Origin of the sequence: Stappia sp. ES.058, from assembly GCF_900105595.1 — a bacterium.
In the GTDB taxonomy this organism is placed as follows: Bacteria; Pseudomonadota; Alphaproteobacteria; order Rhizobiales; family Stappiaceae; genus Stappia.
Genome location: NZ_LT629784.1, coordinates 1,202,065 through 1,228,087 on the forward strand (window position 1 = coordinate 1,202,065; position 26,023 = coordinate 1,228,087).

The 26,023-nt window shown below is 63.6% G+C and carries 20 protein-coding genes and 1 tRNA gene; 12 read left to right on the forward strand and 9 right to left on the reverse strand.

What is annotated here, in order from left to right; all coding sequences use genetic code 11:
- Nucleotides 1-70: 70 nt before the first annotated feature.
- Genes cobU through BLU32_RS05645 form a run of 5 tightly spaced genes read left to right on the forward strand, consistent with a single transcriptional unit; the run spans nt 71 to nt 6,474 of the window.
- Nucleotides 71-622 carry a bifunctional adenosylcobinamide kinase/adenosylcobinamide-phosphate guanylyltransferase gene (gene cobU / locus BLU32_RS05625; RefSeq protein ID WP_157727523.1) on the forward strand — a complete coding sequence of 184 codons (552 nt, stop codon included), beginning with the start codon at nt 71-73 and terminating at the stop codon, nt 620-622.
- Nucleotides 619-1,719, forward strand: coding sequence for a cobalamin biosynthesis protein CobW (cobW, locus tag BLU32_RS05630; RefSeq protein ID WP_093805369.1), 1,101 nt, complete (start codon nt 619-621; stop codon nt 1,717-1,719). The genes cobU and cobW overlap by 4 nt, the downstream gene beginning before the upstream one ends.
- Nucleotides 1,720-1,758: 39 nt before the next feature.
- Nucleotides 1,759-5,502 (forward strand): cobaltochelatase subunit CobN, encoded by a 3,744-nt coding sequence (gene cobN / locus BLU32_RS05635; protein WP_093805370.1) that lies wholly within the window; start codon nt 1,759-1,761, stop codon nt 5,500-5,502.
- 17 nt (nt 5,503-5,519) lie between these two features.
- Nucleotides 5,520-6,131 (forward strand): cob(I)yrinic acid a,c-diamide adenosyltransferase, encoded by a 612-nt coding sequence (cobO, locus tag BLU32_RS05640; RefSeq protein WP_093810643.1) that lies wholly within the window; start codon nt 5,520-5,522, stop codon nt 6,129-6,131.
- Between the two features lie 46 nt (nt 6,132-6,177).
- On the forward strand, nt 6,178-6,474 hold the full coding sequence (locus BLU32_RS05645; RefSeq protein WP_093805371.1) for a YrhK family protein: 297 nt from the start codon (nt 6,178-6,180) through the stop codon (nt 6,472-6,474).
- A 29-nt stretch (nt 6,475-6,503) separates the two neighbouring features.
- Here the strand turns inward: BLU32_RS05645 and BLU32_RS05650 are convergent, their stop codons facing one another.
- Nucleotides 6,504-7,550, reverse strand: a complete 1,047-nt coding sequence (locus BLU32_RS05650; RefSeq protein WP_172838534.1) for a DUF4062 domain-containing protein — start codon at nt 7,548-7,550, stop codon at nt 6,504-6,506.
- 36 nt (nt 7,551-7,586) lie between these two features.
- Between BLU32_RS05650 and BLU32_RS05655 the strand changes: the two genes are divergently transcribed.
- Nucleotides 7,587-9,056, forward strand: a complete 1,470-nt coding sequence (locus BLU32_RS05655; protein ID WP_197673704.1) for a cobyric acid synthase — start codon at nt 7,587-7,589, stop codon at nt 9,054-9,056.
- 204 nt (nt 9,057-9,260) lie between these two features.
- Nucleotides 9,261-9,821, forward strand: a complete 561-nt coding sequence (locus BLU32_RS05660; protein ID WP_093805373.1) for a hypothetical protein — start codon at nt 9,261-9,263, stop codon at nt 9,819-9,821.
- Between the two features lie 35 nt (nt 9,822-9,856).
- Here BLU32_RS05660 and BLU32_RS05665 read toward each other — a convergent pair whose 3' ends face one another.
- Genes BLU32_RS05665 through cobD form a run of 3 tightly spaced genes read right to left on the reverse strand, consistent with a single transcriptional unit; the run spans nt 9,857 to nt 12,477 of the window.
- Nucleotides 9,857-10,471, reverse strand: coding sequence for a DUF938 domain-containing protein (locus BLU32_RS05665; RefSeq protein WP_093805374.1), 615 nt, complete (start codon nt 10,469-10,471; stop codon nt 9,857-9,859).
- An 8-nt stretch (nt 10,472-10,479) separates the two neighbouring features.
- The gene (gene cbiB, locus BLU32_RS05670; RefSeq protein ID WP_093805375.1) at nt 10,480-11,460 is read right to left on the reverse strand and encodes an adenosylcobinamide-phosphate synthase CbiB; all 981 of its coding nucleotides are present in this window, start codon (nt 11,458-11,460) and stop codon (nt 10,480-10,482) included.
- Nucleotides 11,461-11,466: 6 nt separating this feature from the next.
- A complete protein-coding gene (cobD, locus tag BLU32_RS05675; protein WP_093805376.1) occupies nt 11,467-12,477 on the reverse strand; it encodes a threonine-phosphate decarboxylase CobD in 1,011 nt (336 codons plus the stop codon).
- Nucleotides 12,478-12,619: 142 nt separating this feature from the next.
- Here cobD and BLU32_RS05680 point away from each other — a divergent pair, with 142 nt between their 5' ends.
- From BLU32_RS05680 to arsH, 4 genes are read left to right on the forward strand one after another with little or no spacing between them, the layout of a single operon-like run.
- Nucleotides 12,620-12,952 carry a helix-turn-helix transcriptional regulator gene (locus tag BLU32_RS05680; protein ID WP_093805377.1) on the forward strand — a complete coding sequence of 111 codons (333 nt, stop codon included), beginning with the start codon at nt 12,620-12,622 and terminating at the stop codon, nt 12,950-12,952.
- 28 nt (nt 12,953-12,980) lie between these two features.
- Nucleotides 12,981-13,496 (forward strand): arsenate reductase ArsC, encoded by a 516-nt coding sequence (locus BLU32_RS05685; protein ID WP_093805378.1) that lies wholly within the window; start codon nt 12,981-12,983, stop codon nt 13,494-13,496.
- Entirely contained in the window at nt 13,493-13,912 is a 420-nt protein-coding gene (gene arsC, locus BLU32_RS05690; protein ID WP_093805379.1) for an arsenate reductase (glutaredoxin), read from the forward strand. Before BLU32_RS05685 ends, arsC begins: the two co-directional genes overlap by 4 nt.
- Before the next feature lie 28 nt (nt 13,913-13,940).
- The gene (arsH, locus tag BLU32_RS05695; protein WP_172838615.1) at nt 13,941-14,642 is read left to right on the forward strand and encodes an arsenical resistance protein ArsH; all 702 of its coding nucleotides are present in this window, start codon (nt 13,941-13,943) and stop codon (nt 14,640-14,642) included.
- 51 nt (nt 14,643-14,693) lie between these two features.
- Here the strand turns inward: arsH and BLU32_RS05700 are convergent, their stop codons facing one another.
- The 3 genes from BLU32_RS05700 to BLU32_RS05710 all read right to left on the reverse strand — a co-directional run bounded on the left by BLU32_RS05700 (nt 14,694) and on the right by BLU32_RS05710 (nt 17,960).
- A complete protein-coding gene (locus BLU32_RS05700) occupies nt 14,694-16,160 on the reverse strand; it encodes a hypothetical protein (RefSeq protein WP_157727525.1) in 1,467 nt (488 codons plus the stop codon).
- 114 nt (nt 16,161-16,274) lie between these two features.
- A tRNA-Cys gene (locus BLU32_RS05705) sits at nt 16,275-16,348 on the reverse strand.
- Between the two features lie 157 nt (nt 16,349-16,505).
- Entirely contained in the window at nt 16,506-17,960 is a 1,455-nt protein-coding gene (locus BLU32_RS05710) for an NAD-dependent succinate-semialdehyde dehydrogenase (protein WP_093805382.1), read from the reverse strand.
- 523 nt (nt 17,961-18,483) lie between these two features.
- Here BLU32_RS05710 and BLU32_RS05715 point away from each other — a divergent pair.
- Nucleotides 18,484-19,509 carry an Ldh family oxidoreductase gene (locus BLU32_RS05715; protein WP_093810647.1) on the forward strand — a complete coding sequence of 342 codons (1,026 nt, stop codon included), beginning with the start codon at nt 18,484-18,486 and terminating at the stop codon, nt 19,507-19,509.
- Nucleotides 19,510-19,525: 16 nt separating this feature from the next.
- Here BLU32_RS05715 and BLU32_RS05720 read toward each other — a convergent pair whose 3' ends face one another.
- Both BLU32_RS05720 and BLU32_RS05725 read right to left on the reverse strand, forming a co-directional pair.
- A complete protein-coding gene (locus BLU32_RS05720) occupies nt 19,526-23,602 on the reverse strand; it encodes a translocation/assembly module TamB domain-containing protein (protein WP_093805383.1) in 4,077 nt (1,358 codons plus the stop codon).
- Between the two features lie 302 nt (nt 23,603-23,904).
- Nucleotides 23,905-25,806 (reverse strand): autotransporter assembly complex family protein, encoded by a 1,902-nt coding sequence (locus tag BLU32_RS05725; RefSeq protein WP_093805384.1) that lies wholly within the window; start codon nt 25,804-25,806, stop codon nt 23,905-23,907.
- Between the last annotated feature and the right edge of the window lie 217 nt (nt 25,807-26,023).

Genomic DNA, 26,023 nt, shown 5'->3' on the forward strand with positions numbered 1-26,023 from the left:
ATTTCGCCGGACGGGCATGTTCCGTCGGCTCCTGTCCCGCAATTCGTCAGCCGTCGGGCGTGCAGCATTCATGACCGTTCCGGCCGCGCATTGCGTGCTGGTGACGGGCGGCGCGCGCTCGGGCAAGAGCCTCTATGCGGAAGCGTTGATCCGCCAGAGCCGGCTTGCGCCCGTCTATGTCGCGACCTGCACCCCTCATGACGCAGAAATGGAAGAGCGTGTGGTGCGCCACCGTATCCAGCGCGGCGACGGCTGGGCGACAATTGAGGAACAGCGCGCCATCGCCGATGTGATCGCGCGCGAAAGCACGGCCGACCGCGCGATCCTCGTCGACTGCCTGACGCTGTGGCTCTCCAACCTGATGTTTGCCGACGCCGATATCGAGGCGGAAACGGACCGGCTTGTCGCCGCCCTGACCGAAGCAAAGGGGCCGGTCGTCTGCGTCACCAACGAAGTCGGCTCCGGCATCGTGCCGGAAAACCCGCTTGCGCGCCGCTTTCGCGATGCGCAGGGCCGCCTCAACAGATCCATTGCCGAAGCGGCGGACGCGGTGGTGCTTGTCGCCGCCGGCCAGCCGCTCGTCTTGAAGCCTTCCCCCGTTCAACCGGAGATCCGCCTATGACTGGTTCCCCTCACGCGCCGAAGTCGAAAATTCCCGCCACGATCATCACCGGGTTTCTGGGCGCGGGTAAGACCACGCTGCTGTCCAACCTTTTGCGCGAGGCCAGGGGCAAGCGCATCGCGCTGATCGTCAACGAGTTCGGCGACATGGGCTTCGACGGTTCGCTCGTCGACGGCTGTGCCGATCCCGATTGCGCGGCGGAGGATGTGGTGGAGCTGACCAACGGCTGCATCTGCTGCACGGTGGCCGACGATTTCCTGCCCACCATGGAAATGCTGATCGCCCGCGACGACGCGCCCGATCACATCGTCATCGAGACCTCCGGTCTGGCGCTGCCGCAGCCGCTGGTGCGCGCGTTTTCCTGGCCCTCGGTGAAAACGCGGGTGACGGTGGATGCCGTCGTCACCGTGGTGGACACGGCGGCGGTCGCGGAAGGCCGGGTCGCGAGCGACGAGGCAGCCGTTGCGGCCCAACGCGCGGCGGACGATGCGCTCGATCACGACAGTCCGGTGGAGGAGCTCTTCGAGGATCAACTCGCCTGTGCCGATCTCGTGGTGCTGAACAAGGCGGATCTGGTCGACGCCGCAGCCCTTGAAGCGGTGCGGGCCCACGTCGCGGCGCGCCTGCGTCCGGCGGTCGAGATCGTCACGGCGGAAAAGGGCGTGCTCTCCGCCGACGTGCTGCTCGGGCGGGCAAGTGCCGCGGAAGACGACATGGACGGGCGCAAGAGCCATCACGAGTCGCATCACGACCACGACCATGATCATGACGACGACCACGATCACGATCACCATCATCACGATCATGATCACGATGCCTTCGAAAGCCATGTCGTGGCGCTCACGGCCATTGCCTCGCTGGCCGATCTGAAGGCCCGCGTCGAGGCGGCGATGGCGCTTCCCGGCGTGCTCCGCATCAAGGGCGCGGTCGCCGTCGACGGCAAGCCGGCACCCGCAATGGTGCAGGCGGTCGGCCCGCGCGTGGAAACCTGGTTCGCCCGCGATGCGCGCGGCACCGGTCAGCTGGTGGTGATTGGCCTCGCCGGCTTCGATCTCGTCCGCGCGAGCGCGATCCTGAAAAACGCGCTGGCCGCGTAACGCAAGTCTGGCGCGAACAATCGCGGCAAGGGAGACGACATGCATATCCTGGCCGGGCGCAGCGGGCGCATCGACGAGGGCGACGAGGCGGTCGATCTTGAACAGACGCCCGCCGACGTCGTCTTCCTCTCCGCCGCCGATACGGAGCTTGCCTCGCTTGCGGGCGCTCTGCGCCGTCTGGGCGGGGACGCACCTTCGCTGCGCCTGGCCAGTCTGCTCGCGCTGTCGCATCCCTATTCGGTCGATCTCTACGCGGAGGCGACGCTCAAGGGATCGCGGCTCGTGATCGTCCGCCTGCTGGGCGGCGCGGAATACTGGCCCTACGGGCTGGAGCGGCTTGGAGAACTGGCGAACGGTTATGGCGTGAAGCTCGCGGTGATGCCGGGCGATGACCGCTGGGACGCGGATCTCGCGGCACGCTCCACGCTGGATACCGATGAGGTGCACCGGTTGTGGCGTTATTGCGCGGAAGGGGGCGCGGACAATCTCGCCAATCTTCTCACCCATGCGCGTCACTTGCTCGACGGAACGCCGGAGCCGGATCCGCCGCGCGCCCTGCCGCGTGCCGGCCTGTTTCGCCCCGGATCGACAGCTGCCGCACTCGACGACCTCAAGGCTGCATGGCGCGATCCGGATGCGCCAGTGGCCGCCATCGTCTTCTACCGCGCGCTGATGCAAAGTGCCGCGACCGAACCGGTCGAAGCGCTCGCGGAAGCCCTTGCCGCACGCGGGTTGAACCCGCTGCCCGTCTTCGTCGCCTCGCTGAAGGACACGGAATCCGCCGCCGTTCTCGCCTCGCTGTTCGAGGAGGCCGCGCCCGCCGTCGTGCTCAATGCCACGGCCTTCGCCGTCTCCAAGGCAGGCGTCGCGCATCGGCCGACGCCGCTCGATGCGCCCGGCGCATCTGTGCTGCAGGTGGTGTTTTCGTCGTCGTCGGAAGAGGGATGGCAATCCGCCGACCAGGGGCTATCGATCCGCGATCTGGCGATGCATGTGGTGTTGCCGGAAATCGACGGACGCATCACCACCCGCGCCGTCTCCTTCAAGGAGCAGGGCGAGCGCGACCCGCTGACGCAATCCTCGCCGGTGCGCTTCGTGCCCAAACCCGACCGTATCGATTTCGTCGCCGAGCTTGCCGCGCGCATGGCCGCGCTTCGGACCACGCCGGTGGCGGAAAAGAAACTCGCGCTGATTCTCGCCAACTATCCCAATAAGGACGGCCGGCTCGCAAATGGCGTCGGGCTAGACACACCGGCCTCCTGCGTTGCCGTTCTGAAGGCACTGGAAGGCGCGGGCTACGCCATCTCCGGCGCACCCGAGGATTCGGCCGCGCTGATGGCTGCGATCAGCTCCGGGCCGACCAACGCACTGGAAGACCGCCGCGCGCGGCACGGCGGCGCGGCGCTTGCGCTTGAAGACTATGCGACGCACTTCGAGCGCCTGCCGGGTGCGGTGCGCGATGCGGTGACCGAGCGCTGGGGCGTCGCCGAGGCCGATCCGCATGTCGAGGGCGGCGCGTTTCGTCTGGCGGTGACGCAGTTCGGCAATGCCGTCGTCGGCATCCAGCCCGCGCGCGGCTACAACATCGACCCCAAGGAAACCTATCACGACCCCGACCTGGTGCCGCCGCACCACTATTTCGCCTTCTACATCTGGCTGCGCGAGATCCTCGGCGTTCATGCGGTCGTGCATCTCGGCAAACACGGCAATCTGGAATGGCTGCCGGGCAAGGCGCTGGCCTTGTCAGAAAACTGTTTTCCGGAAGCCGTGCTCGGGCCGGTGCCGAACGTCTATCCCTTCATCGTCAATGATCCGGGGGAGGGCGCGCAGGCCAAGCGGCGCAATGCAGCCGTCATCGTCGATCACCTGACGCCGCCGCTGACGCGGGCCGAAAGCCACGGCGTGTCGCAGGAGCTGGAGGTGTTGCTCGACGAATATTATCTGGCGCAAGGGGTCGATCCGCGCCGCCTCAAGGCGTTGACGCGCGACATCCTGGAGACAGCGACGCGGCATGGACTGGACCGCGACATCGGCCTCACCGACGCCATGGACGAGGAAACGCGTCTCGCACGCCTTGATGCCCATCTCTGCGATCTCAAGGAATTGCAGATCCGCGACGGGCTGCATGTGCTGGGCGCCTCACCCGACGGGCGGCTGCTCACCGATCTCCTGTCGGCGATGGTGCGCGTGCCGCGCGGCGAGGGAGCGGAGAACGCCGGGATCACCCGCGCGCTGGCGCGGGATCTGGGGCTTGAGGCGTTCGACCCGCTCGATTGCGCCTTCGAGGCGGCATGGCAGGGGGCGCGGCCCGATGCGCTGGCCCGTGTCTCCGACGCGCCCTGGCGCAGTGCGGGCGATACGGTGGAGCGGCTGGAGCTGATCGCCGGCGAGGTGATTGCACGTGGCGAGGCGCCCGAGGAGTGGACCGCGACCCGCGCCGTGCTTGGCGAGATTGCGACGCGTATAGCGCCTGCCGTCACCGCCTCGGGCGTGTGCGAGATGCGCGGTGTGCTCGATGCGCTCGGCGGACGTTTCGTGCCGCCCGGACCCTCCGGCGCGCCGACGCGCGGACGACCTGACGTGCTTCCGACGGGGCGCAATTTCTATTCCGTCGACGTCCGTGCCGTGCCGACAAAGACCTCCTGGAGGATCGGCGCGGCAAGTGCGGAACGGCTGGTGGAGCGGCATTTCCAGGACGAGGGCGACTATCCGCAGGCCGTTGTCCTGACCTGCTGGGGAACGGCGAACATGCGCACCGGCGGCGATGACGTGGCGCAGGCGCTGGCGCTGATCGGCACGCGCCCCAAGTGGGAGCCGGGGTCGGGCCGCGTCACCGGCTTCGACATCCTCTCCCTTGCCGAACTCGGCCGACCGCGCATCGACGTGACGCTCAGGATTTCCGGCTTTTTCCGCGATGCCTTCCCGCATCAGATCGACCTGTTCCAGTCGGCTGTCGCGGCCGTTGCGGCGCTTGAGGAACCGGCGGACGCCAATCCGCTGGCCGATCGGGTCAGGACCGAAACGCGGCGGCTGATCGAAGCGGGAGAGCCTGCGGACCGGGCCGCGCGCACGGCCGCCTACCGCGTGTTCGGCTCCAAGCCCGGCGCCTATGGCGCGGGCCTTCAGGCGCTGATCGACGAGGGCGTTTGGTCCGAGCGGTCGGACTTTGCCGATGCGTTTCTGGCGTGGGGCGGCTATGCCTATGGCGGCGGCGTTCAGGGCGATGCGGCGCGCGGCGCGCTGGAGGAGCGCCTGTCAAAGGTCGACGCGGTTTTGCACAATCAGGACAACCGCGAGCACGATCTTCTCGACAGCGACGATTACTATCAGTTCGAGGGCGGGCTCGCGGCGACGGTTGAAACGCTGAAAGGGGCTGCGCCGAAGATCTATCACAACGACCATTCGCGCCCCGAGCGCCCGGTGATCCGCACGCTGTCGGAGGAGATCGGCCGGGTGGTGCGCGGTCGCGCGGCCAATCCCAAGTGGATCGCCGGCGTCATGCGCCACGGCTACAAGGGCGCTTTCGAGATCGCGGCGACGGTCGACTATCTCTTTGCCTTCGCGGCGACGACCCACGCGGTCGGGGACCATCACTTCGACCAGCTCTTCGAGGCCTATCTGGATGACGCGGCCGTGCGAGAGTTTATCGCCGAGGCCAATCCCAAGGCGCTTGAGGAAATCGAGGCGCGCTTCCGCGAGGCGGTGGAGCGCGGACTGTGGACGCCGCGGCGCAATTCCACGCGCGCGGCACTGACACCGACACAAGGGGAGACGATCGGGTGAGCGACAAGAAAGCGGAAATGACCGAAGAGGAACTGAATGCCCGCCACGCGGAGAAGATGCGCAAGAAGAAGGCGGCGCGCGACAAGATCATGGCGACCAAGACCATCGAGAAGGGGCTCCTGATCGTCCACACCGGCAAGGGCAAGGGCAAGTCGACGGCCGGCTTCGGCATGGTGTTCCGCTCGCTGGGTCACGGCCACAAGGTCGCGGTGGTGCAATTCGTCAAGGGCCGGATCGAAACCGGCGAGCGCATGGCGCTCGACCGCTTCTCCGACCTCGTCACCATTAAGCGCATGGGCGAGGGCTTCACCTGGGAAACCCAGGACCGCCAGCGCGACATCGAGGCCGCGCGTCAGGCCTGGGAGGCGGCCAAGGACATGATCCGCTCGCGGGAGTATCGTATCGTGCTGTGCGATGAACTCAACATCGTGCTGCGCTACGATTACCTCGCGATTGACGAGGTCGTCGCCTTCCTGCGCGACGAAAAGCCCGAGGACGTTCATGTCGTCATCACCGGTCGCAACGCCAAGGACGAACTGATCGAGGCGGCGGACCTCGTGACCGAGATGACCCAGATCAAGCACCCCTTCCGCTCCGGCGTGAAGCCGCAGGAAGGCATAGAGTTTTGAGGGGTGCCGGGAGGCATTCTGTCTTGCCAAGGAGCACCTACCGCCTATGAAATTTTTCAGTTCAGACCTTCGCCGGGCCTCGCCCGATCATGCGGAACTGGTGCGCCGCTATGAACTGGCGCGCACGCTGGTGGATTTTCTCGCGGCCGTCTTCTTCATCGTCGGCAGCGTGTTCTTTTTCTACGAAAGCCTGCTTTTTTCGGGCACATGGCTGTTCCTGATCGGCTCCATCCTCTTCGCGGTGCGCCCGACAATCCGGCTCGCGCTCGAGCTCCATTTGACGCGTCTGCCCGTGCCGGACGAGTTCCGTCCCTACGGTGCGCTGGCGGAGAGAAGAATGTAGAGCATTAAGGTATAATTACCAATATGTTTCTAATTTTCGCGCTCGTAACATAGCGTTAGTATGCGTTTTGCTGCCCACTTTTTTGAATGATCGTTTAAGTGCCAACTACTCAGTGTTTCTCTTCTAAGTCCGATGCTTGCTTCTTCTGTTATGATTTCATTTTGTCGCTCCAGAGCTCCTTCGGTTTCGAGTTCAGTCAAAAGTCTTGAAATTTGATATGAATCAAAAATTAGGCCTTTAACTCCCGGGACTTCGAAGTGATTGCTATTAAGTGTTGCGAAAAGGCTTATTTGGTAATTTATTTCATTGAGAAGCGAGTTGTTATAAACTGCACAAATCAAGTACTCGATAATTTCTGATTTGCGTATCTTTATTTCTGATTTTGCATTATTATCTTTAACTGCAATAACTGAAATGAATTCAGATTCTGAATCAGTTAATAAAGAATCTATTGGCTTATATTTTTCCTTCGTGCTTTTTAGAGCTAGCAATTCTTTTTCGAGTTCAGATATTCTGAGTTCAGCATCCTTCGTCGCGATGCCGTCTGCTCTCACCCATCCAGTAGCTGGTTTGTGGTTCTTTGCCCAATTGAGTGAAACGATTGCCTCCTTTCCAAGTTCAGAAGGTGTTTTCCAGTATTTTACAATGCGGCCGGTCTGTACTTTTTGTCGAAATGCAGCGAGTTTCTTTCTGTCTTCTTCATTTTTCTCACTTTGTGACAAGGGAATTTCGTCTGGATTTTGGTGTATCAACGCAATTATTGGTTTTCTTTTTTTGACTGCATAGTCGTATTCCATTTCCGTGTAGCTCAATTTGGTGGTTGGGTCTTGTGAGCCATATCGTCCAGCAATTATGAGTAAGTAGTAGTCGCTTTGGTCAATAATTTTTTTTATGAAATCCATCTGCTCGTCATCTGCAGCCGGAAACAGTTCCATCCCCGCTGGAAAGCAATCGGTTTCCAACAATGCTTGCGATACCTCATGTCTTGCGGATTTGAGATCATTGAAGGTCGAACTAATGAATACCTGATAACGCTTATGCATGGATCGAATCAGCCTTGATGGAGAGCTATTCATGATTCTCATACGAGATCGTAGCAGGTTGCAATGTCTATGAAGCGCCCCCCCGCCCTGATGATCCAGGGCACCGGCTCGAACGTCGGCAAGAGCCTGATCGTGGCGGGGCTGTGCCGGCTGTTTGCCAACCGGGGGCTGAAGGTGCGCCCCTTCAAGCCGCAGAACATGTCGAACAACGCCGCCGTGACAGCCGACGGCGGCGAGATCGGCCGCGCGCAGGCTCTGCAGGCGCTGGGCGCGCGCGTGCCGCTCTCCGTGCACATGAACCCGGTCCTGCTGAAGCCGGAAACCGACGTCGGCGCGCAAGTGATCGTGCAGGGCAGGCGGGCCGGCACGATGCGCGCGCGCGAATACGGAAGCCGCAAGGCGGAGCTTCTGCCGAAGGTGCTGGAGAGTTTCGAGCGGATCGGCGCGGATGCGGATCTCGTGCTGGTGGAGGGCGCGGGCTCGCCGGCGGAGATCAATCTTCGGGCCGGCGATATCGCCAACATGGGCTTCGCGGAAGCCGCCGACATTCCCGTGGCGCTCTGCGGCGATATCGACCGGGGCGGCGTCATCGCCTCGCTGGTCGGCACGCATACGATCCTTCCCGACGACGAGCGCAGCCGCATCAAGGCGTTTTTCGTCAATCGCTTCCGGGGCGACGTGTCCCTGTTTGACGAAGGAGTAGCCGAGATCGCCCGGCGCACGGGGTGGGCGTCGCTCGGCGTGGTGCCGTGGTTTTCCGACGCCCGAAAGCTGCCGGCCGAGGATGCGCTGGGGCTTGAAGACGGAACGGGCAAGGGCGAGGTGACAATCGTCGTGCCGGTGATCAGCCGGATCGCCAATTTCGACGATCTCGATCCGCTAAGGCTGGAGCCGGGCGTCTCGCTCAGGCTGGTACAGCCGGGCGATCCGCTGCCGGGCGATGCAGACGTGGTGCTTCTGCCGGGATCGAAGTCGACGGTCGGGGATCTCGCCTTCTTGCGTTGCCAGGGCTGGGACGTCGATCTCGCCGCCCATGTGCGGCGCGGCGGACGGGTCGTCGGGATCTGCGGCGGCTACCAGATGCTGGGCCGGACCATCTCCGACCCTGATGGCATCGAGGGGCCGGCCGGCACGGTTCAAGGGCTGGGGCTGCTGGATGTCGAAACGGTGCTCACGCCCGAAAAGCGGCTTGTTGAGGTGACGGGCGCGCATGCGACAAGCGGGACGCAGCTTTCCGGCTACGAGATCCATATCGGGCGCACGCAAGGGGCGGATTGCGCGCGCCCCTTCGCGCATGTGACGTCGGGCGGCAGTCCGGACCACCCGGACGGTGCGATCTCCGCAAACGGCCGGATTTCCGGCACCTATCTGCACGGGCTTTTTACCTCGGACGAATTCCGCGCCGGATTCCTGAAGACCTTCGGCGCCGGGTCGTCGCTCGCCTATTCCGGCGAGATCGACGCGACGCTGGACGCGCTTGCCGTGCATCTGGAGTCTTGCATGGACATCGAGGCGATCCTGGAGATTGCGCAACGCTGACGTTTGCAGGGTGGAACTGGTGCGGGGAGGCTTTGGGGTGCGCCTTCGCGTCCCCGCACACTCTCTGCCAATTACGGGGCACGGCGAGCTGCCCGATTTTCCTCTTGTGATTGATAATTCAATGAAAAAGACGCTAAAGTTGCATGGCTGTTGCCGGTGAGTTAAATTTCGAACTGCGTTTCCCGATTGAAACGGGAGGGAATAATGAAAAAAACTCTTCTGGCAATTTCCGCTGCATGTCTGTTTTTACTGTCTCCCGTTGTTGAGGCGCGCGAGTGCATCAGCAAGACAATGGTGATCACGCCGGATGCTGATTGCATTCCGACAGGTATAGGTTCGCAAAAACAACCGCCGACACCAGATTATGCGTTCGAGAAGGCGCACTGGCATGAATATGCTCGCTATGTCCAGTCGCTGACCAATGTGTGGCTCAACGCAGATGGACGTTGGCATATTGAGACAAAATTCAGCAACGGCCACCGCACCGCGAAGCAGACGATGGGTGTCAGCATCGTCGTTGTAAACGGTGAAGGCGAATGCCTATTCGGGGCAGTTCACGAGGTGAATTTGAACCCGTCTTTTGGCGGATCCGCAAATGAATACATTTCAAAATCAAGTGGATCGATTCCGGTGAGCGAGATTTCTTTGGTTGCTGATACAAGGTTCGCCGCATCAAAGGTGACAAGTCACGTGATAAGGCGGTTCAACGAGGTGCGGCCATACGGGTTGACGCTTCCCAATTCGGAACGGCGCGCCTGCCGGTAGCGTTACGATCGTCGCGAATTTCTCATGATCAGGCGCTATCCGGAAGCCCGGCGCCAGACCAGCAGCCGGTTGTTCGCCGGCATCGCGGTGTCGGCGGCAAGCGTCAGTCCCTGTTCATAGGCGAGATCGTCGAGGGCCTCGAAGTCGCGAATGCCGCTTTGCGGATTGCCGGCGCGCAACTGCGCATCGAACTCCGCATTGCTTTGCGTGGTGAAGTTCCCGCCGTATTTCATCGGCCCGTAGACACAGCACACCCCGTCCGGTGCAAGCGCCTCGCCGACGCGCGCGAAGAAGTGCTCCACATGCGCAAACGACATGATGTGCAATGTGTTGGCGGTGAAGATCGCGTCGAAGGCATCCGGATCGCTCGCCGCCGGAAGCGGCCACGGCGGGGATGCGACGTCGAGCGCAAGCGGCGCGGGCGTGCGCGCGTTGCCTTCCGCCTCAAGCCGCGCAGCGATGCCGGGGACAGCGTCGGCAAGATCGCTGCATTGCCAGACGAGATGGGGCAGGGCCTCGGTTATATGTACGGCATGCTGGCCGGTGCCGCTTCCGATCTCCAGAACCCGCCGCCGCAAGCCAAGGTGGGGGCTGAGAGCGTCGAGCACAGCCTCCTTGTTTCGGTCTGCGGCAGGGGCGAAGGGAAGCATTCGGAACCTCAGACGAACAGCGTGGCAACAGCGACAAGCGCGACGACTCCCGCCTGGACGATGCAGGCAAAGACCAGAGCCTTGAGGGAACGGGCGATATCTCCGGCCGTCGCGTCGCGGCGCCCGTCCGTATTCATATAGGGGTCGTCGACGCGGTAACCAGCGTAGGCGCGGGGCCCGGCAAGGGCGAGTCCCAGAACGGCGGCCATCGCCGCTTCCGGCCAGCCGGCGTTCGGGGAGCGGTGTTTTGGCGCGTCGCGGCGCATGATCTGAAGGCTTTCGCCAATGCGCTTGCCAAAGAGCGGCGCGGAGAGGGCAAGCAGCAGACCGGAGAGGCGCGCGGCCGGAAGGTTGACCAGATCATCGAAACGGGCGGAAGCCCAGCCGAAGGCCCGGTGGCGGTCGGTCTTGTGCCCGATCATGGAATCGGCCGTGTTCACCGCCTTGTAGGCCAGCAGGCCGGGCAGGCCGAGCAGCAGGAACCAGAAGACGGGTGCGACCACGCCGTCGGCATGGTTTTCGGCGCAGGATTCGATTGCCGCACGCGCCACGCCGGCCTCATCGAGCTGTTCCGGGTCACGGCCGACGATCATCGCCACGGCCTTGCGTCCGCCCTCAAGTCCGCCCTGCGAGAGGCCGTCGCGCACGGCCGCGACGTGATCGTAGAGGCTCCTTTGCGCGATGAAGATCGCTCCGACGACAATGATGCCGATCTCGCCGAGGGGAAGCCCTCGAAAGATCACCTCCAGCAGCGCGCCGATCAGCAGTGCGCAGGCAATGAGGGCGATCAGGAAGATCGCGCCGTAGAGCTTGCGCCGGCTTTCCGAAGTGTCCGGCGTGTTGAAATCCTGATCGGCGATCTCGATCACCTTCCCGAAAAGCACCACCGGATGCGGAACATGCCGCCAAAGCCAGGGCGGGTCGCCGACGAGTGAGTCGAGCAGAAGGGCAAGAAGCATCAGAAGAGCTGTGTCGGTAAAAAGCAGCATCGCCGCCTAACCTGCCACGGTTGAAAGGGCGTGGGCGAGCGCGTCGTCGAGACGCGCCAGCGGGTCCGCACCGCCCGGGAGACCGATTCTCAGCCATGTCGGGGCATAGTCGAAGGTGCGGGTCCAGATCTTCTGGCGGGCCAGTGCCTCATGCACGCCCGCCGCGTCGCGCGTGCCGGCGAGCACGTAGAGCGGCGTGCCGCCAAAGACGCTCAAGCCCCGCATCTGAAGCAGCAGCGTCAGATCGGCGGCCTCGTCGGCAAGCTGCGCGCACATGGCGTTCTGCCAGGCGGTGTCGGCGAGCGCGCGGGTGCCGATCTCCAGCGCCGGACCCGAGACAGCCCAGCTTTCCAGCGAGGCGGCGAGCGCGTCCGTGATCTCTCTCGGCCCGGCGGCAAACCCCAGCCGAAGGCCGGCCAGCCCGTAGAATTTGCCGAAGGAGCGCAACACGAGCGCGGCGACGCCCTCGAGATGCGGCAGGACGCTGGCTCCGGGCACGCAGTCGGCGAAGGCTTCGTCGACAATCAGCAGACCGCCGCGTTCCGCCATTGTCTCGGCGTGGTGGCGCAGGCTCTTCGGGTCGACCAGACGTCCGTCGGGATTGTTCGGATTGACGATGACGATCACGCGCGTATCGGGCGATGGTTCGAAATAAGGAGAGGTGATCTCGACAACCTTGCGTCCCGACCGGCGCCAGACATCCGCGTGGCTCGTATAGGTCGGGCCGACGATGGCGACATCGCCTGCCGGCAAAAGTCCGGGGAGGTGTGGCAGGAGTGCCTGTGTCCCCGGTGCGGCCACCAGCCCCAGCTGGTCCGGCACGCCATAGGCGGTGCGCGCGACGTCGAGCAGGCGGTTGTGGGCCGCGCGCGCGGGCAAGCGGGTCCAGGCGGCCGGCGTCGGGGCCATATCCAGCGGATAGGCATGGGGGTTGATGCCGGTGGAAAGATCCAGCCAGTCCTGTGCAAGCCCGCCATGGCGCGCGATTGCCGCGCCGAGATCGCCACCGTGTTTCATTGTGTTGCACAGGCTCCCGTATTCGTTGGGGCGGACGGTAAAGCGGCTTTGGTCTCATGCCAAGCGCGACAGTGTCAGTCACCCCTGCGGGTGCCGGAAAAAGGGATTGCATATCGGTCGTTGTATCGATATATCATGATTTATGGATATAATTCAGTCACTGGAAGCGCTGGCGGCGCTCGGTCAGAAAACGCGGCTCGAGGTGTTCCGCTTGCTTGTGAAGGCGGGTGCGGACGGGATGCACGCCGGCGAGATCGCAGAAGCGCTCAATGTGCGCCAGAACACCATGTCGGCCAATCTGGCGGTGCTCTTGCGCGCGGGCCTCATCCGCAACGAACGCGAAGGCCGGACTATCCGCTATTTCGCCGATATGGAGGGCGTGCGGGGGCTTCTCGGTTTTCTTATGGAGGACTGTTGCGGAGGCAACCCGGAGATGTGCCAGCCGGTGCTTGACGCGCTTGCCTGCGAGTGTTGAACGCAAAGCGACGAAAAGGGGATATGCGATGACCGGTTCGGTTTACAACGTGCTGTTTTTGTGTACGGGAAACTCCGCCCGCTCGATTATGGCCGAAGCAATCATGAACAGGGTCGGGGCGGGAAAATTCCGCGCGTTCTCGGCCGGCTCGACGCCGAAGGGCGAGGTTCATCCCTTCACGCTCGACTTGTTGAAAAAGCTGGAATTCGACACCGGTTTCGCGCGCTCCAAGGCCTGGGACGAGTTCGCCGAAGAAGGTGCACCGCAGCTCGACTTCGTTTTCACCGTCTGCGACAACGCCGCCGGCGAAAGCTGCCCGGTGTGGCCCGGCCAGCCGATGACCGCTCATTGGGGCGTGCCCGATCCGGTTGCGGCTGAAGGTACGGAAGCCGAGCGCCGCTATGCGTTCGCCGATGCGTTCCGCATGCTGAATGCCCGAATTTCCGTGTTCGCCAGCCTTCCGGTCGAAAGCATTGACGGCTTGTCTTTGAAGAAAAGCCTCGATGATATCGGCCGCATGGACGACAAGGAGCCTGTGAAATGACGATTGTGATCCATCACAATCCAGACTGCGGCACATCGCGCAACGTTCTGGCCGCGATCCGCGCCAGCGGCGCGGAGCCGGTGGTGATCGAGTATCTGAAGACCGGATGGACCCGCCCGCAGCTTCTGGCGCTGTTCGCCGCCGCCGACCTGACGCCGCGCACCGCCCTGCGCACGTCGAAGTCGCCGGCCGAAGACCTGGGACTGACCGACCCGGACGTGGACGACGAGACGATCCTGACGGCAATGCTGGAGCATCCGGTGCTGGTCAACCGCCCGATCGTCGCCAGCCCGAAGGGCGTGCGGTTGTGCAGGCCTTCCGAAGCCGTGCTCGACCTGATCGATGAGTCTGCGCTGGCCGATTTTCGCAAGGAAGACGGCACGCCGCTGGCGCATCCGGTTGCCCGTGAGGCCTGACATGCACAAACCGATCTCTGCCGAGGACATGCCGGCGGTCGATCCGCAGGGGCTTTCGCCGGTCGACCATCGCTATCTGGCCGCCAGCGACGATCCGGGGCACGCGCCGCGCATCCTGTTGCTCTATGGATCGCTTCGCAAGCGTTCGTTTTCCCGGTTGGTCGCGGAGGAGGCGGAGCGGCTGTTGACATGGCACGGCTGCGAGACGCGGGTGTTCGATCCGCGCGGTCTCCCGCTTCCAGATGCAGAAGAGCCCGACCACCCCAAGGTCAGGGAATTGCGCGAGCTTGCCATGTGGTCGGAAGGCATGGTGTGGGTCTCGCCGGAGCGCCACGGCGCCATGACCGGCATCATGAAGGCGCAGATCGACTGGCTGCCGTTGTCGCTTGGCGGGGTGCGCCCGACACAGGGCAAGACACTGGCGGTGATGCAGGTCTGCGGCGGATCGCAAAGCTTCAACGCGGTGAACCAGATGCGCATTCTGGGTCGCTGGATGCGCATGGTCACGATTCCCAACCAGTCGTCCGTGCCCAAGGCCTTTACCGAATTCGGCGACGATGACCGCATGACGCCATCACCCTACTACAATCGCATCGTCGATGTGGTGGAGGAACTGGTGAAATTCACCTGGATGGTCCGCGGCCGCTCCGACTATCTGGTTGATCGGTACTCGGAACGCGTTGAAACCCGCGAAGCGCTGTCGGCGCGGGTGAACCAGCGCGCGATCTGAAGTGTGTCGGTTTCCGGATCGGTCACCGCATTGGTTTTTCTGACGGCGCGGTCATTGCGTTGCGGTGCGCGGGATCAGGATCGTTCCTCCGTGCAGGGTATCCACAGCCACGTAGTGGTTTGACAGCGCAACGGATTCGCCGTCTTGCGGTGTCCACCGAGCGTTCGGGTTGAAGTTGATCAGCACATCGAAATCCCGCGCCTTGATGCGCGCGAGAAAATCCATGCCGGCGGGATCTCCGGTCCGGATGAAGGTCTTGAGGCTGAAGTAGTCGATCAGAAACGGTGTCTTTCCCGCGACGATGGCATAGGACGGATTTGTGGACGCAAGCAGGCCGTTGTCCGGTAGCCAGCGCGCAATCTCGGCCCGGATCTCGAAGACTGTCGGATTGTTGTCCGCGCGGATGGTCTTGAGCGGCGACGGCACGCCCGGCGTCCAGCAGGCAATGAGAATGAGGCTCAAGGTCGCAAACCCGCCTGCAAGGACCTGCCGTTCGATGCGCCGGCCCGAAAACGCCGTCCCGGCAAGCACCAGGCTGACGGCGTTGAGCGGTATCGCGTGATTTCCGGCGATACCGCGCGATGAGAATGTGACGATGGTCACCAGGGTGACCATCACGAAGGTGAGGTGGAGGGGAGAGCGCCAGTGCGTGGGCGCATCGACGGTCCATTTCGCCAGGGCGAGCAGGAAACAAACGCCAACGGCGGGATTGAAAAAGGCGAGTTCTTTCGCAAACCGCCGGAGCATGCCGGTCGCAAATGCCAGATCGGTGCCGCCGGTCGCGGTGGCCGCCAGCGACTGGATCATCCGGCCGTCGGACAGCGCGACGAAAGTCGCCGCGAAGACAGCGATCAAAAAGAGTGCGGCGATGGAAAAGATCGCTGCCGCCCGCCATTGGCGCTGAAGCACCAGCGACAGGAATACGGCGGAAGGAGCATAGACCGTCGAGAACTTTGTATAAAACGCGAGAACGAAGAGCAAAAGCCCCAGCGCCTTGCCGACCGCGTCGCGGGTCGGGGAAGGATCTTTGCGGAGATAGAAGGTGAGGCCCCACAGACTGAGCGCGGCGGCCAGATAATCGCAGTTCAGGCCGGTGAGATACTGTTGGTAGAGCGACGTGCAGACCGTGATCGCGGCAAAGCCCCATGACAGGGCTCTCGGCACGCCATTCAGAACCAACAATCGCGCCATTGCCGCGATCATCAGCAGAACGCTCGCCTGCATCAGCAGAACGCCGGTCATCGTCGGGTTTCCGAAGAGGCGGATCAGACTGCCATGGATCATGAAAAACAGGGGCATGTAGCGCGTGCCGCCGTAGCCCATGTCGCCCAGCAGCGGGCGGTACAAGACGCCCTCGGCATAATCGACGGCCAGGCTCATCCAGACGCCGCTCGTGGCGGAATCGAATGTCCGTCCCGGCCAGTATTCCAGTGCGAGTTGACCTGCGGCAACGATCCCCAGGAGAAGCGTCACGTTCGTGGCAAGTCGCAAGGAGAGACAGGAGGATGGGTGCTGCATATCCGCCTCGCAGGACCCCTCGAAATGATCGCCGGTCAGGGCGCTATCGCATCTGGGAAGCACACGGCCACGAGGCCGCTTCCAACGGCAGGATGAAATGCACGGGGAAAATTCTGGAGGCCTCGCCCGGAATCGAACCGGGGTGCACGGATTTGCAATCCGCTGCGTAACCACTCCGCCACGAGGCCTTGATGCGTCTTTTCAGGGAGTTGCCCCGCGCTGTCAAGCGGGGACTGCGAGCGAATGCGCGTGGTGTGTGAATAACCGTCGGGCATCCGCGCGCGCCGGACCGCGATCCGATGCGCGCGGAGACAACATGTCGCGGGGCGGGCAAGTCCCGCCAGGCTAAAGCCCCAGTCCGCCGACGCAGGCGTATTTGATGTTGAGGTAGTCGTCGACGCCGTATTTGGAGCCTTCGTTGCCGACACCGGACTCCTTCACGCCGCCAAAGGGTGCCACTTCCGTTGTGATCAGCCCTTCGTTCACTCCGATGAGGCCGTATTCGAGCGCTTCCATCACCCGGAACGCGCGGCCGAGGTCCTGGGTGTAGAAGTAGCAGGCAAGCCCGTATTCGGTATCATTGGCCCGCGCGACGGCTTCATCTTCCGCTTCGAAGCGGAAAAGCGGGGCGAGGGGGCCGAAGGTCTCTTCCCGCGCGACCTTCATCTCGGATGTCACATCGGCAACGAGCGTCGGCTGAAAAAAGCTGCCGCCATTGGCGTGGCGCTTGCCGCCGGTGATGACACGCCCGCCCTTGGAAACGGCATCCTGGATGTGGTCCTCGACCTTTTCGACCGCATTCATGTCGATCAGCGGCCCTTGGGTGGTCTTCTCCGCAAGCCCGTCGCCGACCTTCAGGTCATCGATTGCCGCGGCCAGTTTTTCGGCGAAGGCGTCATAGATCCCGTCTTGCACGTAAATGCGGTTTGCGCAGACGCATGTCTGGCCGGAATTGCGGAATTTCGAGACCATTGCACCTTCTACCGCCGCATCGAGATCGGCATCGTCGAAGACGATGAAGGGGGCGTTGCCGCCAAGCTCCATCGAGATCTTCTTCATATGCGCCGACGCCTTGGAAGCAAGCTGCTTTCCAACCTCCGTCGAGCCGGTGAAGGTGATCTTGCGCAGCAGCGGATTCTCGCACATTTCCGCGGCGATGTCGGCTGCGGAGCCGGTCAGTACATTGATCACCCCGCGTGGAAATCCGACCTTTTCGGCGAGCGCGCCGAATGCGAGCGCCGAGTAGGGGGTCTGGCTTGCGGGTTTGATCACCATGGTGCAGCCGGCCGCAAGCGCCGCGCCCAGTTTGCGCGAGATCATCGAGTGGGGAAAATTCCAGGGCGTGATCGCGCCGGCAACGCCGACCGGCTCCTTCGTGACCAGAATTCGCTTGCCGCGCCAGGGCGAGGGAATGATGTCGCCATCGATGCGTTTCGCCTGTTCGGCGAAAAAGCGAACGTATTTGACGCCAAGCGCAATCTCGCCCTTGGCTTCCGCAAGCGGCTTGCCCATTTCGCTCGTCAGGATTTCGGCAAGCGCGTCCTGGTTCTCCATGATCGCGTCGCAGAGCGCATGCATCAGGGTTCCGCGTTCCTCCGCAGTGGTCGCCTTCCAGTCCTGAAACGCAAGATAGGCGGTCTCGATGGCGCGCGCTGTTTCCGCGCGGCCGCACCGTGGCACGGTCCCTAGAATCCCTCCCGTTGCGGGGTTGTTGACCTCGATGGTCTCTCCGCTGTCGGCATGCGACCAAAGTCCGCCGATAAAGCAGGCCTGTTTGAAAAGCGGGTGCTCAGTGATCATGAAGTCCTCCCAGAACCGGGCCGCAGAAGAAACTGCCCGCGCCCCTATTGTTTTCGGTCTTGTTTCACCGGGACCTGCGCCCTCCGGTCCGTGCGAGAATCCGAGGCATGAGGTCATAGGCCAGTGGGTCCGAACGCTGTTCGGCCGGGCGCAACACTTTCGGTTTGCAGCGTCGGCTCATCGCGCCCGCAGGGACAGGCGAGTGTGCCGGACGTCCTCAAGTCCGGCCAGCAGCCTAACCGTATATGCGCCGCCCTGCGTGTTACAGATGGATCCCCGTCCCGTTACCATCGTTTCATCCAGATCATAGGCCAGACGATGGATCGCCAGCAATGGTGCTCCCCGGGATACCCCCAGCTCTGCAGCGTCATCGACCGGACGGCATTCGGCAATCCTGGACAAGATGTCCTATACAAGAGATGAGGTGCGAGAGAAGTCCGATGCCATGTCAGCCTTGTTTACGGCCCACGCCCTGGACGGCGCGGGCGGTGCAATGCGGGATTTCGATTCAGGGAAGGTCTTGATGACGCAACCGGTGACACTGACGCTTGAAGAGGCGGATGCGCTTGTTCGCAAGGTTCTGGTGGCCTGCGATACGGCGCCGGACAACGCGGCAAGCGTTGCCCGGGCGCTTGTCGCCGCAGAGGCTGACGGACAGGGCGGGCACGGTCTTTCCCGTGTGCCCTCCTATGCCGCCCAGTCGCGGTGCGGCAAGGTCGACGGTCATGCCCGGCCGGTCGTGTCGCGTCCGACGCCCGCGCTGCTTCGCGTCGATGCGGGCTTCGGGTTTGCCTTTCCCGCCTTCGATGTCGCGATCGATGTCCTGCCGGAAATGGCGGCCGCATCCGGCATCGCGATGGCCGCGATTCGACGGTCCCACCATTTCGGGCAAGCGGGTGCGCACTGTGAAAGGCTGGCGGAGAAGGGCCTTGTCGCCTTCGTGTTCGGCAACACGCCGAAGGCCATAGCGCCCTGGGGCGGCAAGGCAGCGCTTTACGGCACCAACCCGATCGCATTCGCAGCGCCGATTGCCGCCGGGGTGCCTCCGCTTGTGATCGACCTTGCGGTATCGCGGGCCGCACGAGGCAAGATCATGGCCGCGCAAAAGGCGGGCACGACGATCCCGGACGGCTGGGCGCTCGACAGGGACGGAAAGCCGACAACGGATCCGACCGCTGCTCTTGCCGGCACGATGATTCCCATTGGCGAGGCCAAGGGGGCGGCTCTCGCGCTTATGGTTGAGGTTATGGCGGCAGCCGTTGCCGGTGCGTGCCTGGCATTCGAGGCAACCAGCCTGCTCAATGCGGACGGCGCCCCACCCGACCTTGGCCAGACGATCATCGCCATCGACCCGGGGCCATCATCCGGTGGCGTCTATGGCGAGCGCATGGCGGCGCTGGTTTCCGGGATCGAAGCGGAGGAGGGCGCGCGTATTCCCGGCACGCGTCGGCTGGAACGCCGGGCGCGTGCCGCGCGCGAGGGGATTGCCGTTTCGGCGCCGCTCTATCGGGAAGTCATGGATCTTGCGGGCGCGTCCCGACGGGACTGAGCAGCGGTTGCCGCGTTCATTTGCCGAATTCGCGCTCGAAGAAGATACCGGCCTTCGATTCTCCGTCGGCGCCGACTTCGCCCCGCAGCTTCAGCGACTTGGTGATGTCGATATCCACCGTCACGCGGCTGGAATCAGCGCCGCTTCCCTGTTTGACGCCGAGGTAGATGTTGTCACTGAGATATTTGCCTACCGCCAAGGACGGGCCTCCCTCGCCGCCGGTTTGCACATCGATGGCGTCGAGGCCGAGCGATTGGCGCAGGCTGCCGAGCGGACCTGCGCCGCTGCCCCCGGTCAGGGTCAGGACGGACGCGCCAAGCTGCGCGATCTGTGTCGGGCTGAGCTCGCTCATGCTTCGGTCGAACAGGAACTGCGCCAGGATTTCGTCCTGCGGCAGATCGGGTGAGGAACTGAAGCCGATCTCCGGCGCATCCGCCTGGCCCTTCACCGTGATGGTGATCACGGCATCGCTGGTCTGCGATGTGGCGGCGAAGTCGAGCCGCGGGGTCAAGGAACCGGTGAAACCAACCTCGCCCTTGGAAAACTCGACACGTCGCGACAACACGTTGAAATGGCCGCGCCGCATCGAGAAAGAGCCGATCGCCTGAGGGGCTGCGACCGTTCCCGCAAGCTTGAGGCTGCCGCCCATTTCGGCATCCAGACCGCGCCCGCGTACAAAGATCTGTCCAGGGGCATTGATCATGATGTCGAGCGCGATCGGCCGCGCTCCGGCCTCTCCGCCGCCTCCGCCGCCCTCGCCATGCAGCGCGCGGTCCTGAGCCCGCACTGCCGCGGGTGCATTCTTGTGCGTGACGGCGACAGGATCGATCGCACCTGGCAGGCTGCTTGGAATGGTGATGTCGGCGCGTTCGATGGTGACAGAGCCCCCCAGCCGCGCCGCGGTTTGCGTGCTGGCAAGAGGACCCGTCAGCGTGATATCCGCGCTGACGGTCGCCTGGACGATCCGCCCGTCAGAGTAGCGGCCGTTCTGGACTTGCACCCGTAGATCGGCCGGCATGCCGGCATCGAGGCCGACCCGTCCGCTGGCGCTCAGCGAGCCGCCGCCGGCAATATCCGCGCGCAGCGTGTTCAGTGCTATTCCGCTGTTGTTTATTTCGATGGTGCCGGAAAGGTTGCGCAGGGACAGTCCGGTTGCCAACTGGGTTGTGCTGACGTTTTTCGGTTGAAGGGTCAAGGCATAGGTCGGTGAGGAGAAGCTCCCGCCGATACGCCCGCTGACCGAAAGGCTGCCGTCTGCCGAAAAGCCGGCAAGAATGAGCTTCTGGCGTGCCACAGCCAGGGGGAGGGTGCCGTTGACGCCGATGTCGAGAGATCCGGCTCCATCCAGGCTGACCGGCCCTTCTGCGACCACCGACAGGTCGTTTGGCCCCGTGATCCTGGTGGTCTGGGTCAGTCTGTTTCCCGAGAACCGGCCAGTGGACGCGACTGACAGCGCGGGCAGGCCGTTCTCGCGCAACGGGGCGGCGGCAAGGCTGCCGGCGTTCAGCCGCCAATCGGCAATCGGGTCCGAGGTCTGTCCCGAGACCGTCACCTTGCCGTCGAGGGTTCCGGCAATGGCAAAGCCTGGCGCAAGGGCGTTGGCAAGTGATAGCGGGACGGCCTTGATATCGGCGGTCGCATCGAGTGCATCGCCAACGTTTCCGGCAACGGTGATGGTGCCATCGCCAAGTCGCAGCGAAAATGGTTCGATCCTGGTGCCGCTTTGTGAAGACACGATCCGCGCGGGATCGACGAGCCGTGTTTCAAGGCCGCGATAGCGTCCGTCAAGCGTCTTCAACAGCAGGTTCATGCCGCCGTCGCCGGTGGCAAGCGTGCCGTCGAGCGCCAGGCCGTCCGCGTTCTCTCCCTTTGCGAGACGGGCATCGAGTGTGAAATCCGTGCTGCTGCCGGTCCCGCTGGCTGTGGCGGTCACCCGGTCGATGGGCGTTCCACCGGCCACCACTCCCGTGACGCGCGCCTTGCCGTCAAGGGCCGGCGCCGTGAAGAGGTCGCGCAGCCTGACGTCGGCGTCGAGGGTGCCAAGGCTTGTTCCCGCGGCCGAGATGTCCGCGCCGGTCAACTGAACGTGCGCGGCGGCCGACCCATCGTCTTGCGTTACCGCCACATCCCCCGAGAGCTGGCCGGAGAGCTCGGTCAGGGCGAGCGCTGAAAACTCGGAAAGGTCCGGCGCGTCGATGGTCAGATTGCCGGTGAGTGTCTGCGTTGTTCGGGTCAGGTCTGCGATCAGGAGAGTGCCGGATAGCGTGTTGTCGCCCGCCCTGATTGTGAGTGTCGGGACGCTCAGCCCGTCACCCTCCGGCGTGGCCCGAAGAGTGGCGGTCAGGGCGTTGCCGTCCACATCTGCGTCCAGGTCGATATCGGCGGACAGTGCCTCCGGATTCGTGTCGGCCCTTGCAGAAAGCCGCAGGTTGCGAACGGGCTTGCCGGCGAGTGTGAGCCGCTCCGCGTTGGCGTCCGCGGTGATCATGGGACCGGAAAGCGGCCCCTCGACATGGGCCTCAACGCTCAGTGCACCGGAAAGTTGCGGGTCCAGTCGCGCCGTATCGGAAACGTTGAGGGTCAGATCGGTGTTCACCGTATCGGGACTGACGGTTCCGCGCGCGGAGAGCGTGAAGGGCGCGAAATCCGCATCGAAAGACCCGATCTCGGTGGCGAGGGTTGTTGGATCCAGTGTCAGCTTCGCATCGGCCTGCAAGGGGCCTGCGAATTCGGCCGCGCCGTCCGCCTTTGGCGAGAGCCGTTCGATTGTGGCCGAGACCGTCGCCGCAATCGCGGCTGACGGATTGGTTGCGTCGAGATCTTCGCCATCCAGCACCACCCGCGCGGAGTCGAGCGCGACCTCGGTGGTGTCGAGCGACGCGGAAGCCAGATCGACGGTCCATGAAAGTTCCGAAAGCGGCCCCTTTGCCATCGCCGAGACCGTCGTTTCGCCGAGCGTGACCCGTCTCTCGGGCAGTTCGAGGGCGATCAGGGCGTCGCCGCCTGCGGAAAGACGGAGATTTGCCGTTGCATCCAGCGTGCTGCTCTGGAGATCGAACGTGGCGGCGACGTCGCTCGACAGGGTGTCGCTTGCGGCCGATAGCTCGACGTTTTGCGGTGTGAAGTCGTCGCTCATCAGCGCGGTCGCGGTGATCCGTGTTTCGCCCATCAGGAAGGCGCCCGCAAGAGGCGGAGCGAGCGGGGTCAAACGCCCGGAGATCGACGCCTCAAGGGTGCGCTGCGCGGTGCCGGAGGATGACGTGGACCGCGAAAGCCGGGCGGTGCCGGACACGTCCGTTTCGCCGTCGAGCTTGAGGGCCAGTTCGGCCCGCCAGTCGTTCAGCGGTCCCTCGCCCTTGATCGAAAGATCAAGCGCCGGCAACCCGTCGATCTGAAGGAGCCGTGCGGCGAGGCCGCCACGCGGTTCACGTGCGGCCACCGAAACCGCAAGCACGCCGGCATCCCGGTCGAAACGCAGTTGCGCATCGACCTCTCCGTCGGTGTCGTCGGTTCGCGTGATGCTGACCTTGCCCGAAAGCGACTGGGGCGCGGCTTCGGTGCGCAGCTCCGCCGTCGCCGCGAGACGCATCGGGGTTCCGGCAACCGCCGCTCCCAGGTCAATTGTCTCGATGCTGGCGGCCTCAAGCACGACGGCGGGAAGGGCGGGCAGGCCGGCTTCCGTTGCCGGTTCTGGATCGGCCGTTGCAGGCGAGGCGGGCAACCGTGCCAGCGCAACGCGCTCGACCAAGAGTTGGTCGACGGCCACGACGCCGGAAAGAAGCGCTGAGGGGCGCCACGCCAGGTCCAGTCCCGAAACAGAGAGATAGGGACCATCGACATCGCGCACGACCAGTGAGGCAAGCCGCAGATCGAGATCCCAATCGACGGAAAGACCGTCGAGGGCAATGCCGCCGTTTTCATTCGATGCGATCCAGCCGATCAGACCGGCGGCGTTGCGGCGGCCTGCATCCGTCTGCAGCACGGCGAGTGTGCCGATGGCGAGAAAGGCGAGGAGAATCGCGAGACCAAGGACCACGCGCAGCGTGATGCGGATCAGCGAAACCCCCAACCGGATCGGAAGTGAAGCGGTCATTCGGCCCTTCAAGTGCAAAAAGGAATCTGATTACAGCAGCTTGTCGTCTCAGGTTGAAGCCAAATCATGGCGCTAGCGAGTCCATGCGCCCAGCATTCGGTTCCTTGCTTAAAGTGGAATCTCTTCTTGAAGCGCAATCGTCATCTTTTTGAAGAGAATCATGATTTCCCGGTCGACGACCGTCGGCGGGACGCAAGGCACATTTTGTATGTCGATTGCAACAGGAGAGGGTGAATCGGTTCTCAAGAACCTTGGCACAAGTGATTCCCCCGGAAGGAAGAACCGGCCTTGTTGAATCGATATCAGAACGCCTGACTGAGACCCACATAGACCGCGAAATCGGGGTCGTCCTTTTCCGGATCGAGCGGAACGGCGATATCGAAGCGCAGCGGCCCGACCGGCGTGAAGTAGCGCAGGCCGGCGCCGACGCCCACTTTCAACCCCTGCGAAAAATCGGGGTACATCGCATCGAAACTGTTGCCCGCATCGACGAAGCCGACGACGCCGATGGTCTCCGTCGCCTTCATGCGGATTTCGCCGGAGGCTTCAAAGAAGCTGCGCCCACCGGTCACCTCGCCGTTCCGCCTCGGCCCGACATTGCGATACGCGTACCCGCGGATCGATCCACCCCCGCCGGAAAAGAAGCGCCGGGCGGCGGGAATGTCGCGCACCGAGGGCGCGATGATGCTGCCGGCGCCGAGACGGCCGGCAAGCACGAAGCGCGCGGCGTCGTCCAACGCCTGGTAGGCGGACACCTGTCCCCGGGTGAACAGCATGGCGTTGCCGCCGCGCACGTCATAGGCCGGTTCGGCGAAGACCACCGCGTTGATGCCCTTGGTCGGGTTCAACGGATCGTCGCGCGTGTCGTAGTTCACCTGGCCGATCACACCGGTCAGCAAATAGGTCTGATTGCCGAAGGCGTCGTTCTCGTCGGCGTATTGCACCTCGCCGCCGACCTTGAACGACAGGACGTCGTTGACATCGCGCTCGTAAAAGGCATCGGCCGTGATGCTGCGGCTGCGATAGGCGTCGGGAACTTCCTGCTTCGCGCCCAGGCTCGTCGTGAACCGGGTCTGCGGACCGAAGGCACCGGGCTTCTCGAAGGCGATTCTGGCGGAATATTCAAGATCGGACAGCGAATTGTCGGCAATCCGGCCGATGGAGCCCTCGATGCTCAAGAGCTCGCCGCGGCCGAACAAGTTCCGGCGGCGCCAGTAGCTCTCCACCCCGAACCCTTCGGAACTCGACCAGTTGGCGCCGACGCCGATCACGTTTCGTTTGCGTTCGGAGACCTCGATCGTCATCGGCAGCAGGCCGTCGGGGCCGACGTTTTCGGCCGGCACGATCCGCACTGAGGAGAAGATGCCGAGTTCGTTGAGCCGCCCGGTTGCCCGTTCCAGTTCCGCCGGGCTATAGGCCCGGCCCTGCGGGATCATGGCCTGCGTAACGATAAAATCCGGATCGGTCGCTTCGGCTCCGGAGACCGACACCTTGCCGAAGCGCGCCGCGCGGCCGGCGGCGACGGAGAGGCGCACATCGAGCCGGTTGGTGTCGTGGTCGGCGACGATCTCGCGGCGTGAAATGCGGGCGAACGGATGACCGGCTGCCTTGAGGTCAGAGACGATCGCCTTTTCCGCTCGCAGGATCTTTTCCGAATTGGCGGTTTCCCCGCGCACCAGCCCATACGTCGCGCCATTGGCGACCTGCTCGACAACGCCACTGGAATCATCGGCAGCAGAGATGTCGATTGTGCCAAAGGAAAACAGTGGGCCGGGCTCGACCGAAATGATGACAGGTATGGGGCGCGGGCCGGGCAGGGAGGGGGTTGCAAGCGCCTGCTCCAGATCGAGACCCGCAATGCGGATCTTCACCGTGCCGGCATAGTAGCCTCCGACGTAGAGCCGCCCGACAAGGCGCTCGAAATCCGACACTGCGCGGGCAATCAGGCCGGCCTCGCCCGAAGGCAGGCGATCACCCTGGCTGAGCAATTCCGATGACGCCGCGAGAGCGGCCTCAAGGTCCGCAGATCCGCCCGAAACGCGCAGGCTTGCTTCGTAGGGCAAAGGGTCGACGACGGGGGGCTGATCCTGTTCATCGGCGGTCTTGGAACCGAACGGCAGCCAGCCGAAGAGATCGAGCGCATCCGCACGTGCGGGAAAGACGAGAAGCGATGCCGCAAGCGCCAGCACCGAGACACAGTGCATCGCCCGCGGCCGCGGCCCGTCAGGACTCCGGCACGATGCGCAGGTTTTCAAGATTCTGGTCTCGCATGTACGCACGAGGGTACCCGGGTTCGTGTGACCGTTTTTCCGATCTACCTTACGACTATGGGGCGCAAATGGTTGACCGGTTCTGAATACACGGCTTGACGCCAAAGCTTGGGCCTTCGGTGACAAGCGGCGTTTATGGCACGTTTCCTGT

Bases quoted from the DNA above. Each gene is read 5' to 3' on its own strand.
- cobU (WP_157727523.1), top strand. From the start codon at position 71: ATGACCGTTCCGGCCGCGCATTGCGTGCTGGTGACGGGCGGCGCGCGC.
- cobW (WP_093805369.1), top strand. From the start codon at position 619: ATGACTGGTTCCCCTCACGCGCCGAAGTCGAAAATTCCCGCCACGATC.
- cobN (WP_093805370.1), top strand. From the start codon at position 1,759: ATGCATATCCTGGCCGGGCGCAGCGGGCGCATCGACGAGGGCGACGAG.
- cobO (WP_093810643.1), top strand. From the start codon at position 5,520: ATGACCGAAGAGGAACTGAATGCCCGCCACGCGGAGAAGATGCGCAAG.
- BLU32_RS05645 (WP_093805371.1), top strand. From the start codon at position 6,178: ATGAAATTTTTCAGTTCAGACCTTCGCCGGGCCTCGCCCGATCATGCG.
- BLU32_RS05650 (WP_172838534.1), bottom strand. From the start codon at position 7,550: ATGAATAGCTCTCCATCAAGGCTGATTCGATCCATGCATAAGCGTTAT.
- BLU32_RS05655 (WP_197673704.1), top strand. From the start codon at position 7,587: ATGAAGCGCCCCCCCGCCCTGATGATCCAGGGCACCGGCTCGAACGTC.
- BLU32_RS05660 (WP_093805373.1), top strand. From the start codon at position 9,261: ATGAAAAAAACTCTTCTGGCAATTTCCGCTGCATGTCTGTTTTTACTG.
- BLU32_RS05665 (WP_093805374.1), bottom strand. From the start codon at position 10,471: ATGCTTCCCTTCGCCCCTGCCGCAGACCGAAACAAGGAGGCTGTGCTC.
- cbiB (WP_093805375.1), bottom strand. From the start codon at position 11,460: ATGCTGCTTTTTACCGACACAGCTCTTCTGATGCTTCTTGCCCTTCTG.
- cobD (WP_093805376.1), bottom strand. From the start codon at position 12,477: ATGAAACACGGTGGCGATCTCGGCGCGGCAATCGCGCGCCATGGCGGG.
- BLU32_RS05680 (WP_093805377.1), top strand. From the start codon at position 12,620: ATGGATATAATTCAGTCACTGGAAGCGCTGGCGGCGCTCGGTCAGAAA.
- BLU32_RS05685 (WP_093805378.1), top strand. From the start codon at position 12,981: ATGACCGGTTCGGTTTACAACGTGCTGTTTTTGTGTACGGGAAACTCC.
- arsC (WP_093805379.1), top strand. From the start codon at position 13,493: ATGACGATTGTGATCCATCACAATCCAGACTGCGGCACATCGCGCAAC.
- arsH (WP_172838615.1), top strand. From the start codon at position 13,941: ATGCCGGCGGTCGATCCGCAGGGGCTTTCGCCGGTCGACCATCGCTAT.
- BLU32_RS05700 (WP_157727525.1), bottom strand. From the start codon at position 16,160: ATGCAGCACCCATCCTCCTGTCTCTCCTTGCGACTTGCCACGAACGTG.
- BLU32_RS05710 (WP_093805382.1), bottom strand. From the start codon at position 17,960: ATGATCACTGAGCACCCGCTTTTCAAACAGGCCTGCTTTATCGGCGGA.
- BLU32_RS05715 (WP_093810647.1), top strand. From the start codon at position 18,484: ATGACGCAACCGGTGACACTGACGCTTGAAGAGGCGGATGCGCTTGTT.
- BLU32_RS05720 (WP_093805383.1), bottom strand. From the start codon at position 23,602: ATGACCGCTTCACTTCCGATCCGGTTGGGGGTTTCGCTGATCCGCATC.
- BLU32_RS05725 (WP_093805384.1), bottom strand. From the start codon at position 25,806: ATGCACTGTGTCTCGGTGCTGGCGCTTGCGGCATCGCTTCTCGTCTTT.